The sequence below is a fragment of the Streptomyces sp. NPDC048417 genome (assembly GCF_040651615.1).
Lineage (GTDB): Bacteria > Actinomycetota > Actinomycetes > Streptomycetales > Streptomycetaceae > Streptomyces.
The window spans coordinates 49,136-60,651 of sequence record NZ_JBEZKI010000041.1 but is presented as its reverse complement, the minus strand read 5'-3'; the positions used below and the strand labels follow the sequence as shown (position 1 = coordinate 60,651).

The window sequence follows — 11,516 nt, the reverse complement described above, 5'->3', positions numbered from 1 at the left end:
GACCGGGGCCGACCCGACCGTCTGGTGGTCGCCGGCCCGCTCAAGGTAACGTTTCCATTCCCTGGCGATCACACGGTGGCGCACGTCACATGAGGGAGTCAAGAGGCGCGATGGTAACGTTTCCCGGATCAACATCCGGAACACTGTGGGCGGCTCCGGAGTCGCTGAGGACACTCGGACGACGACTGACCACCGAACTGCGGGGCAGCCCGGCAGCGGACATCGTCGAGAGTTGCCTGACCAACACGTGGACCACATCGATGAGTTGGGGCACTCCGCCATCAGACGCCCCGGAAGTCTTCGTCAAGACCGGAGACATCCCGGCGATGTGGTTGCGTGACAGTACGGCCCAGGTCCGGCCCTACCTCGCCGTGGCCACGGATCCGGAGGTCGGCGACGTCCTGGTCGGCGTATCGCGCCGTCAGATCCGCTGCGTCCTGCTGGACCCGTACGCCAACGCCTTCAACGACGGCCCCACCGGCGCGCACGGCGAGCCCGCCGACCGTCCCACGCCGGGAGACTGGGTGTGGGAGCGCAAGTACGAACTCGACTCCCTCTGCGCGCCGTTGCAGTTGGCGTACGCGATCCGGCGGGCGACCGGTCGCGAGGACCACCTCGACGACGCCTTTCACCGCGCCGCCTGGACGATCGTACGGCTGTGGCGCGCGGAGCAGTCCCACACGCACTCGCCCTACTGGTTCGTCCGGCCGTCCGGCCCCTTCGCCGCTGACAGCCTTCCCCAGGGCGGACGCGGAGCCAGTGTCCGGCGGACCGGTATGACGTGGTCGGGCTTCCGGCCGAGCGACGATCGCTGCCGACACGGCTACCTCGTCCCGGCCAACGCGCTGGCATCGGCGAGCCTGCACGGGTTGGCCGAACTGGCCGCGTCCGCCCTCCGCGACGCGGAACTCGCCCGCGAGTCCCGGAGTTTGGCCGACGAGATCGACGCCGGAATCCTGGCGCACGCGGTGGTCGAGGCCGACGGCGCATCCGTCCTGGCCTACGAGGTCGACGGCCTCGGGACGGCGCTGCTCGGCGACGACGCCAACCTCCCGAGTCTGCTGAGCCTCCCCCTGAGCGGCTGGTGCGCACCGGAGGACCCGCTCTATCAGGCGACCAGGCGTCTTGCGCTCTCCACGGCGAACCCGTCGTTCTTCAGCGGCCGTTACGCGTCCGGTCTCGGCAGTACGCATACGCCGGACAGTCACGTCTGGCCGCTGGCGATCGCCACCGCCGGCCTGACCGGCGACGCGAACGCCGCCGCGCAGGCCCTGGACACACTGGCGGCCACGACTGCCGGCACCGGCCTGATGCACGAGAGCTTCCATGTCGACGACCCAGGCCGGTTCACCCGGGACTGGTTCGGCTGGGCCAACGCCCTGTTCTGCGAACTCGCCCTCGACCGGTGCGGGGGCGGCGTGCGGCACCTGTTTCCCGTGCACCCGCGGACCCTGCCCGCTGCGCCGAGCGCGGGCAGCAGACCCGCCTGACCTGCGTCAGTGGCCGAGACGGCGACCGCCGGACCGGCGCCGTCACTGCAACCACCCCGAGGAGCCCGCTGTGTTGTGCCTCCCCGACACCGTCCACGTCATGACCGACGACACCCGGCCGCACACGGCGGCTCCGGCCACCGAAGGTGTCTGGACGGTGCGCGGCACCCAGGTCACCGCCGAGCGGACGGCCGACGGCCTGCGGGTATGCGCCCGCGCGGGCGCCGAGGGCCTGTCGCGGATCGTGCTGCGATGGAGGCACAACACACCCGAAGGCGCACGGATTCTCGGAGATGCCTGGGAGCGCGGGTACGGCGATCTTCAGTGGCGGACTCTTCAGCCGGATCGCGCGCTGCCCTGGTACGTCCTGATCGCCGGTGCGTCCGGAGGAACGACGACCGGGTGGGGGGTGCGGACCAGAGCCGGCGCCCTGTGCTCCTGGACGGTCGCCGAGGACGGCATCACCCTCTGGGCGGATGTGCGCAGTGGCGGCCTGCCGGTGCTGTCGGGTGAGCGCGTGCTGGACGTGGCCACGGTGGTGACCGCTGCGGCCCCGACACCGTTCGCCGCACACGAAGCGCTGAGCACCGTCATGAGCCCGGACCCACTGCCTTCCACAGGCCCCGTCGTGGGCAGCAACAACTGGTACTACGCCTACGGACGTGGTTTCGGCCCCGACGCGGTACTGAGGGACGCGCGGACGGTCGTGGAGTACGCCGACGGGCATCCCGTTCGCCCGTACTGCGTGATCGACGACGGCTGGACCGAGGGCGGCGGATCCGCGCCCGGGGGCCCCTGGGACACCGGGCTGCCGGGCGTGTTCGACGACATGGAGGACATGGCCACCCGGATCACGGAGACCGGTGCCCGGCCGGGCCTGTGGTTCCGACCGCTGCTCTCCCGGACCGAGACCGCCGCCGTCCGGCCCGGCATACGGAGGGATGCCGGTTTCCCCCTCGACCCGTCACTGGACGTGGCACTTGAGACGGTCGCCGGGGACGTGACCCGGTTCCGGCGATGGGGGTACGAACTCATCAAGCACGACTTCTCCACGTACGACGTGTTCGGCCGCTTCGCCGCCGGCTCCCCGGCCGAACTCGCCTCGCCGGGCTGGTCGTTGGCCGACCGGTCCTTGACGAGCGCTGAGATCCTGGTCCGCCTGTATCGCACGATCACCGAGGCCGCCGGGGACACGGTGGTGATCGGCTGCAATACGGTCGGCCATCTCTCCGCGGGCCTGGTGCGGGTACAACGGTCCGGTGACGACACCTCGGGCCGCAGCTGGGAGCGGACCCGGCGCATGGGCGTGAACACACTCGCCTTCCGGCTGGCCCAGCACAACAGGTTCTTCACCGTGGACGCGGACTGCGTGCCCTGCACACCGCAGACGGACTGGAATCTCAACCGGCAGTTCCTGGACCTCGTGGCGCGCTCCGGTACCGCCCTGTTCGTCTCGGTGGACCCCGCCGCCCGCACAGACCGCACGGACACCGACCTTGCCGCAGCCATCAGTATCGCGCTGGACGGCGGGACACCCGGTGGCGTCGAACCCCTCGACTGGCTGTCCACCACGGCTCCTCGTCGCTGGCGGGCCGGTGCGGAGACCCTCGTCTACGACTGGGCCGAAGCCTGGGGAGCGACGCCCCTGCCGGTATGAGTGCGCAAGACCGCAGCGGAGGACGCGGTCACCCTGCTGGGCAAGATGTCCGACGTTGCCGCCGTATGCCCGCGGTGTTCAACCAGAGCGGCGACGTGGCCCTGCTCTCCGTCGTGCCGAACAGCTCCCCCAGCAGGCAGGCCACCGTCGACCTGGTCACCGAGATCCGCGACCGGGGCCCCGCCCTGAAGGACGACACCGGCGCCGAATCGAGTGACACCAGCACGACCGCCCTGAACATCGACATGTCCGACGAACTCAACGCCGCCCTGATCCCCTACCTAGGAGTGGTCGTCGGCCTGGCCCTGATCCTGCTGCTCCTGGACTTTCGCTCGACCCTGGTCCCCACGCCTCACCGCACCACCGCCTCCAACCAAAATGCCTTGCCCTTCGAGGTGTTCTCGGAAAGGTCGACCCGGAGCCCCTCGGTGCGCAGCTGCTCGCCCGTGAACTCCCCCTTCGCGGCGTGGGCCTGGCTGCCGTCATCATCGATCGTGATGTCGGTGACGGCATAGGTCGTACGGCCCTTCAGCCAGCGCACCTTCGCGTCGACGGTGGTCTGGGGTGTTCCGGCCGAGGTCGCGATCAGGAGGGCGGTGCGGCACGGGGCGTCCGTCCACATCCACACGTACGGGCCCTTGCTGCTGTCCCACTCCGTCGTGTCCCAGCCCTGGCCCAGGTGGACGGGCAGGAACTGACCGTCCGTCAGCGCGGTGACCTCGGGCCGCCTGCGCCAGGCGTTGAAGACGCCCATCAGCTTCACCGCCGCCTCCGGCCACTTGCTCGGGTCGCCCGGATCCTGGCCGAACTTGACCGCCCGGACGGCCATATAGGAGTAGTAGTCCTCCATGCGGCCGGTCATCTTGCCGCCGTTCATGTAGGTGGCGCCCATCGGCAGGTGTCCGAACGCGGTGAGCGCCGTGCGCAGCGACAGGTCCTCTCCGGTGATGCCTCCGTTGGAGGTGTTCCAGCCGTTGTACGCGATGTGCAGCAGGCCGTTGTTGCGGTCTCCCTGGGTGGGGGCGATGTCGAGTTCGCTGGTGAGCTTGGGCAGGTACTGAGGGTTCTTCGTCACCAGGTCGTTGAGCATGGTCCGGGTGAGGACGGCCTTGCGGTAGACGTTGTCACTCGGGTGCGAGTAGGCGGTCGTCTGCTCGTTCTGCCAGTACTCGGTGAGGTCGATCATGTGCTGGGTGACGCCGTAGTCGTTGAGCAGCGTCTCGATCTGCCCTCTCTTGTAGGCGAGTTGGACCGGGTCGGCGAGGTCGCGGCCCTTGAGGTGGCCGTCTCCCGTCAGGGAGAACCAGAGGCCGAAGCCGAGTCCGTTGTCCTTGAGGGTCCTGGAGAGCGTGGCCAGGCTGGTGATGGACTTCGTCATGGAGTCGCTGGGTTCGATGGAGTCGCGCGTTGTGTTCCAGTAGTCGTCGAGCATCACCATGTCGAGGCCCGCCCGCCTGGTCTGCGGGATGACGGTGTCGTAGTAGTAGCCGGCGGGCAGTTCGTGGCCCGGGCCGCCGCGGTAGTCCCAGTCGTTCTGGTGGAAGAGCGTGGTGGTGTGGTGGTACTTGAAGCGCTTGCGGAAGTGCAGTTCGTCGGCCATCTTGCCGTCGACGACGTCGCCCTTGAAGACCGTGAGGTTCACCGCGAGGTACTCGAACTCCTCCCCGGGCAGCAGCGTCAGTTGCAGCGATTCGGGGTGCGTGTCCACGGAGACGGTGTCCTGCTCGTGCCAGGCGTTGATGCCGGCGAACGGCGGCATCATGTAGGCGGTCGGGTAGTTGCCGTTGCCACGCTGGGTCTTCCAGTTGAGCTCGGGACTCACGCTCCAGCCGTGCCCGGCGTCGTACACGGTGAGGGCCTTCTTCGGCCAGGACCTGCCGACGGGTTCGGTGCTCAGCGACCCCCGGGTGCTGAACCACTTCATGTTCGGGACGTAGTGGAGGGTGTGCGGCTCGTCCGGCAGCCGCAGGTCGATCACGGTGGAGCGGGTGAGGGTGAGTTCGCGGGCTGGGTCCTCGTTTCGTACGAGCGTGAAGTAGCGCAGGCCCGCAGAGCCGTCGTAGATCTCGAAGACAAGGGTGACGCGGAAGGGGCGCGGCTCAGTTCGGCGCAGGGGAATACGGACTCGCTCCCCGGCCCTCGACGTCTTCTCCTTCGTACGCACGGTGATGGGCTCCGTAGTGGCCTCGCCCAGACGCCAGCCTCCGTCGTCCGCGCGGACGGTTTCGCGACCGTCGAGTTCGTGGGCGAAGAGACCCAGGAGCGCGAGGTCCTGAAAAGGACGAGCGTCACCGCGCCGACGGCCAGGAGCAGGACCCACGCCATGGCGGAGGCGTAGCCCATGTGTGAGGCCGAGAAACCACGTTCGTAGAGGTAGAGCGTGTAGAACATGGTCGAGTCGGCCGGGCCGCCCTTGCCGCCGCTGATCGCGAAAGCGGGTGTGAAGACCTGGAAGGACTGGATGGTCTCCAGGACGAGGTTGAAGAACAGCACCGGGGAGAGCATGGGCAGCGTCACGGACACGAACCGCCGCCACCGTCCCGCGCCGTCGAGTGCCGCAGCCTCGTACAGGTCGGACGGGATCTGCTGCAGCCCGGCCAGGAAAATGACCATCGGGGCGCCGAACTGCCAGGCGGAGAGCAGGGCGACGACGAACACCGCGAGGTGGGGGTCGGCGACCCAGCCGCCCGTGTGGATGCCGATGGAGGACAGCACCTCGTCCACGGTGCCGCCGTCGTTGTAGAGCGCTCGCCACACCAGCGCGATGGACATGCTCGCGCCGAGCAGTGAGGGGGCGTAGAAGGCCGAGCGGTAGAAACCCCTGGCCCTGTGCGTGCTCCTGAGCAGCAGCGCGACGCCCAGCGCGAGAGCCAGTTTGAGCGGGACGGCGACCACGACGTACAGGAGCGTGGTGCCCACCGACCGCCAATAGCGCGGGTCCGCGGTGAACATGTCGGTGTAGTTGCGCAGCCCCACCCATTTGGGGGCGTCGAAGAGGTTGTAGTCGGTGAACGACAGGTACAAGGACACGGCCATGGGCGCGAGCGTCAGGAGGACGACCCCGAGGATCCACGGGGAGAGGAAGACGTAGGCGGACCCGTGTCGTTCACCGCGCCCAGGCCGTTTTCGCGATGACGCGGAGGCAGGTGCGGTAACGGGCGGGGCGGCAGTGGTGGTCATCGCAGCTCCCTCTTCGCCTCGGCCACGAACTCGTCGGCGGCATGCCGCGGGCTCTGCATCTCGTACATCACCCGCTGGTAGGTGCGGGTGAAGGAGACCTGGAGGACGACGTCGCCACGGGGCGGTGCCATGGGCGGCGCTTCCGTGCCGTAGGCGGCTGTCTTGCGCCCGTAGTCGTAGACCTCCTTCTCCGCCCCTGTAAGGCCCTTGCCGATCGCTGCGGCGATCTTCTGGTTGGGAGGGGTGGAGCGGGTGACGCCGAGGATCGTGCCCGCAGCGGGGTCGTTGAGCAAGAAGTCGATCAACTCGGCGGCCTCCTTGGGATGGTGGGTCGCCGCGCCCACGCCGACGAGCATGGTCGGCTTGAAGTACTGGCCGGCCCTGCCGTCGGTCGTGGGCACGGGCGCGAAGTGGACGTTCTCACCGAGCAGCGGCGGATATCCGAGGAACGGGCCGTCCCAGTTGAAGTCGGTCGCCGCCAGCCCTCGGCCCATCGGGCTCTCCTCGACGGCGCCGCTGATCTGGGCGGTGTCCTTGGCCTGCGAGGCGATGCCCCGGCGGCGCAGCTTGTCGGTGAAGGTCCAGAACCCGGCCAGGTCGTCGGCGGTGAAACCGAGCCGGTGCTGGGAGGCGTAGAGCTTCTTGCCCTTGCCGCGCAGCCAGTTCTCGAAGGCGTCCTCGTTCACGCCGATGTCGGTGAGGCCGGTGTAGGCGTGGCCGCCCGGGCCCTTCATTCCGAGCGCGCTGACCTTCTTGCCTGCCTCGACCCAGTCGTCCCAGGTCCAGCCGGGCCGGGGCGTCGCGACTCCGGCCTTCCTGAACACCGCGGAGTCGTAGGCGAATCCGGTCGATCCCCGGCCCATGGGGAGCGCGTACTGCCGGCCCTCGTAGGCACCGGTGCGGGTCAGGCCGTTGTCGAAGTCGGCAGTCCGTAGCGTGCGGCTCTTGATGTAGGGGCCGAGGTTCAGGAGCGTGCCGCTGCCCGCGTACTGGGAGATCTGCCGGTAGTCGAGCTGCGCCACGTCGGGCAGGTCGCCGCCCGCCGCCTGTGTGGCGAGCTTCTGCACATAGGCCTCGTAGCCCGCGAAGGAGGTGCGAACCGTGACGCCCGGGTGTCTCTTCTCGAAGAGGTCCACGGCTTCGTTGGTGCGTTGCGCGCGGTCCTCGTTGCCCCACCAGGTGAAGGTGAGCGTCACTTTCCCGCCCGCTTCCGTGCTCTGGCCGTTGCCGCTGGAGCAGCTGGTGAGGCCCGCGAGGAGCAGGGCGAGTACGGTGCCTGCGGCGGCGCCGAGCCTGCCTCGCCTCCGGCGGATGCTGGGTCGTGTCATGGCGTTGCCCCCTGGGGCGTGGTGTCGACATCGTTGTCAGAACTCAGGAGGGTGGTCCTCCGGCAGAGGGTGCGAGGTATGCAACCAGGAGCCCGCGGACCGCCCGTTGACGGTGGTCGTCGACCGAAGGTGATGACAACGTTGCCATCACGACGAGCGGACGCCGGGAGGAAGATCGGAGTGTGCGCATCATCGCGAGGAGTTCTCCATCAGGCGAGTCAGGCCAGGTGCGGGAAAGTAGCCGATGGGGCTGCACGGGGTGAACGATAGGTGACAGCAAGCGCTTTCGCCTCCGGGGAACCTAAGCGGCGTTCGACCAGTCGGTCAATGGGGCTGCAGGAAAAGCCTGATCGGACCAGGTGAACAGGCACATTCGATCGTCACGCGTGATCCGACGAGTGCCACAAGGGGCCCCAGAGCCTTGACGTGCACACAGCGCCGCCACAGAATGACCGCACACTCTGACAACGTTGTCGAAGGGTATCGCCGATGTCGCAGCACGTCGTGAGGTTCACCCGCCGTCAGGCCATACAACTGATCGGCGCCACCGGCACCATGGCCGCCTTCCCGCTCGCCCTGGGTTCGGGCCGGGCCTCGGCCGCGACAACCACCTCCACTCCAGGAGCGGACCCTGTCTCCGACACGTACTACCGCGTCCTCCTCACCCACACCCGCTGGTCGGAACAGCAGTGGGATGCGGCCCAAGGCCACTACACCGACCAGGACTTCGGCTTCGCGGTCGTGCTCGGCAACGCAGTCCTGCTGACCCGGGGCCCGTACGACGCCGAGCGCGCCGGAGTCGACAAGGACACCCTGCGCGCCCGCACCCTCGCCACCCTGAAGCACTTCGCGGCATCCAACCGGCTGACCGGCGGCACCCAGTGGGGACGCAAGCTGTTCTTCGACACCACCTTCCAGTCCTACTTCGTCCTGGCGGCCCGCCTGATGTGGGACGACCTCGACGAGGTGACGCGCCGCAACGTCGACACCATAGCCCGCGAACAGGCGCAGTACACCGCGCAGTTGGGCACGGCCGACGACCCCGACTCCGGCGGCTGGACTCCGCACGGCCTGGGCGGGGGCTTCGAAGGCGACACCAAGCTGGAGGAGATGGGGGTCTACGCCCAGTCACTGGCCCCCGGCCTGGCCTGGGCGGGCGACGATCCCCGCTACGAGGCATGGCGCGCCGCCTTCGGCCGGTGGAGCCGCAACGAGGCGGGCCTGCCGGCCGCCGACCTCGCCAACCCGGCCCGGGTGGACGGGATCGCCGTCAGCGCGAACACCGCGCAGAACCTGTACGACACGTTCATCGTCGAGAACCACGGCTCCTTCGGCCCGCACTACCAGGAAGAACTCTGGCGAACTTCGGGACGCAACAGCGCCCACTTCCTCGTCGCGGGCCGCGCCCTGCCCGAGGTGCTCACTGAGCAGCCGAATGCCGCGCCTTTGTGGCGCACCCTGCTCGGGGTGATGAGCGATGCGGGAGAGCCCCTGATGCCGATGGTCGCCGACCGCGAACACCTCTACGGCCGCGACGTCATCCCGCTCGCCTTCCTCGCGCAGGTGGTCGGAGACCGCGCCGCGGCCCGCTGCGAACTCGCCCTGGCCGAGCGGCTGGAGGGCTACCAGGCGTACCCGCCGCAGTACCGTCTGGCGAAGTTCTCGGGCGAGCCCAAGTACGAACCTGAGGCGCGCGCGGAACTGGCCATCAGCTATCTGCTCCACGAGTGGCGGGCCCGGTCGGGGCGAGCACGCGTGCGTCCCCTGTCACAGCGCGAGCTCTTCGAGCAGGCGAGCGGCGTCACCGACTACGGCTCGGGTCCCGGCCTCGTCTCCCATCAGTCGCCGGGTGCGTGGGCCGGTGTGGTCAGCAAGGCCGGTTTCGTGAAGTTCGCCTGGCAACCGGCCCATGATGACTGGCTGTTCGCGCTCAGCGGTACGACGCCGATGTTCCTGCCGCGTTCCGGGGCCGAGGTCACCGGACGGTCGGTCGTCGCGTACTCCCGGCTGCGGGACGGGTTCGACGGCAGCGCGAGCCTGCTCAGGCTGGACGCCGGGTACGCGGGCTTCACCACTCTGCCGTCCGGCGCCGTCGTGTACGCGACCTCCGGTACGGCCGCCGGGGAAGGCCACCTGGAGGTGCACAACCTGGACATGCCCGGAATGCCGGGGCTGGACGGAAGCCGCACGTACCGGACGGCCGAGGGAAGCACGGCGATCGCGGCACAGGTCGACACCTCGCCCCCCGCCGGTCCCCGGGTCGACGAACTCACCTTTCCTCGCGGCCGGTTCCGCCATCTGCGGATGCTCGGGGCACGCCCCGACCCCTCGTACGGCTATTCGCTGTACGCCTTCGAGATACGCGACGGGGCCACGGGCGCCGACCTGGCGCGCGGCGCCGCGGCGACGGCCTCCGCGTCCTCCTTCGACCCGGGCAAGGAGCCCGCACTCGCGGTCGACGGCGACGGCTCGACCCGCTGGGCGGTGTCCCGTGCGGACCGTCCCCGCGTGGACAGTTGGATCACCGTCGATCTGGGCGCGGCCCTGGACGTGGACCGGGTGACGCTGCGCTGGGAGACCGCGGCGGGCCGCGCGTACCGGATGCAGGGATCGCTCGACGGGCAGAAGTGGGCCGACCTGGTCGCCTGGCCGCAGGCGGACCTCACCAGCCGCGCCGGCTGGCTGGACATAGACGGCCGTGCCGGTCTCGTCGTGCGCGGCGGTACCAACCCGATCTCGGTGTACGGCGACACGGTCGTCCTCTCCGACGGACCGGCCGAGGGCCTTCTGGTCGAGGGACTCCCGGGCGCGACGCCTGAGCGGCTGCGCGCCGCAGCCGCCCGGAACAGCCCCTCGGTGCAGTCCGCCCAGGTGAAGGCAGCTCTCACCGACGACTACCTGAGCCTGTTCAACCTCTCCTCGGATCCGGTGACCACCACAGTGACGATCGCGGGTTCACGCTCCGACGGAATCCGCCTGTACGAGGGTGTGCAGACCGTCACCGAATCGGGTACGGCCTATCAAGCCGAACTGTCCGCCGCTTCCGCCGTGCTGTTGCCTGGGCGCTTCGTCCTCTCCGGGGAGCGCGTTCCCGTCGGTCTGCGCGCCGAGGTGGTCGACGGCCGCACGGTGCGACTCGGCGGGCCCTCCTGCCACGTCAATGTCTCCGCTCAGGGCAAGAGCCTCGACGCCACGGTCCGTGCGGGCCGTACGACCACGGTCACCGTGCCGCGCGCCACGGCGTACCCGCTTGCCGATCTCGCACTCGGCCGCCCCACCTTCCCGACCGCACCGTTGCCGCCCGGCATGACGGACCCGAACGCCGCGGTCGACGGAGACGAAGGCACCGCGTGGACCCCCGGCCCGGACGGTCGGATGGTCGTCGACCTGGGTGCCGAGCAGCACATCACGGAGATCCGCACTCAGTGGCGGGGCGGGCACATCCCGGCAACCCAGGCCGAGTTCAGCAGGGACGGCCGTACATACACCGGAGCGGCACGGCTGACGGCGCGGGGAGTGCTGCGCACCGACAGCACGGCCCGCTATGTGGCACTCCGAGTCACCGCCCCGGCCGGAGGCCACACCGCACTCACGTCCCTCAACATCACCTCATGACCTGAGGAGCGCTCCCCTGAGGAGTGGGGTGCCAGGAAGGAGACCAGAAGGAACGGTCTGGCTGTAGTCGCTCGTGCGCCTGCCCAGCGGGAGTGCCAGATGCGGGAGGAAAGGCGACGGCTTCCGCCGGCTGCACGGATCCAAGAATTTCCCACGAAGGCCGCTGACCAGGCCCGTTGGTGGGAGGGGCACATCCTGGAGGTGCTGCACGGCGCTTCTTCCAGCGACGGACACCAGGACCTCCGA

The 11,516-nt window shown here is 69.2% G+C and carries 5 protein-coding genes and 1 pseudogene; 3 read left to right on the top strand and 3 right to left on the bottom strand.

Annotation, left to right across the window (positions count from 1 at the left end; genetic code table 11):
• The first annotated feature begins 89 nt into the window (after window positions 1-89).
• Window positions 90-1,490 (top strand): glycoside hydrolase family 125 protein, encoded by a 1,401-nt coding sequence (locus AB0D59_RS44130; protein ID WP_362577121.1) that lies wholly within the window; start codon window positions 90-92, stop codon window positions 1,488-1,490.
• A gap of 100 nt (window positions 1,491-1,590) precedes the next feature.
• Complete coding sequence (locus tag AB0D59_RS44125; RefSeq protein WP_362577119.1) at window positions 1,591-3,147, top strand: hypothetical protein; 1,557 nt, start codon at window positions 1,591-1,593, stop codon at window positions 3,145-3,147.
• Between the two features lie 352 nt (window positions 3,148-3,499).
• Here AB0D59_RS44125 and AB0D59_RS44120 read toward each other — a convergent pair whose 3' ends face one another.
• The 3 genes and pseudogenes from AB0D59_RS44120 to AB0D59_RS44110 form a co-directional block, all read right to left on the bottom strand.
• Complete coding sequence (locus AB0D59_RS44120) at window positions 3,500-5,311, bottom strand: hypothetical protein (protein ID WP_362577117.1); 1,812 nt, start codon at window positions 5,309-5,311, stop codon at window positions 3,500-3,502.
• Window positions 5,312-5,400: 89 nt separating this feature from the next.
• Window positions 5,401-6,327: pseudogene (locus AB0D59_RS44115) on the bottom strand (sugar ABC transporter permease); the annotation flags it as partial.
• Window positions 6,324-7,655: an ABC transporter substrate-binding protein gene (locus AB0D59_RS44110; protein WP_362577115.1), complete on the bottom strand. Its 1,332-nt coding sequence runs from the start codon at window positions 7,653-7,655 to the stop codon at window positions 6,324-6,326. The pseudogene AB0D59_RS44115 and the gene AB0D59_RS44110, both read right to left, overlap by 4 nt.
• Window positions 7,656-8,144: 489 nt before the next feature.
• Here AB0D59_RS44110 and AB0D59_RS44105 point away from each other — a divergent pair, with 489 nt between their 5' ends.
• Window positions 8,145-11,270 (top strand): discoidin domain-containing protein, encoded by a 3,126-nt coding sequence (locus AB0D59_RS44105; protein ID WP_362577113.1) that lies wholly within the window; start codon window positions 8,145-8,147, stop codon window positions 11,268-11,270.
• Window positions 11,271-11,516 lie beyond the last annotated feature (246 nt).

Bases quoted from the DNA above. Each gene is read 5' to 3' on its own strand.
- AB0D59_RS44125 (WP_362577119.1), top strand. From the start codon at position 1,591: ATGACCGACGACACCCGGCCGCACACGGCGGCTCCGGCCACCGAAGGT.
- AB0D59_RS44105 (WP_362577113.1), top strand. From the start codon at position 8,145: ATGTCGCAGCACGTCGTGAGGTTCACCCGCCGTCAGGCCATACAACTG.
- AB0D59_RS44130 (WP_362577121.1), top strand. From the start codon at position 90: ATGAGGGAGTCAAGAGGCGCGATGGTAACGTTTCCCGGATCAACATCC.
- AB0D59_RS44110 (WP_362577115.1), bottom strand. From the start codon at position 7,655: ATGACACGACCCAGCATCCGCCGGAGGCGAGGCAGGCTCGGCGCCGCC.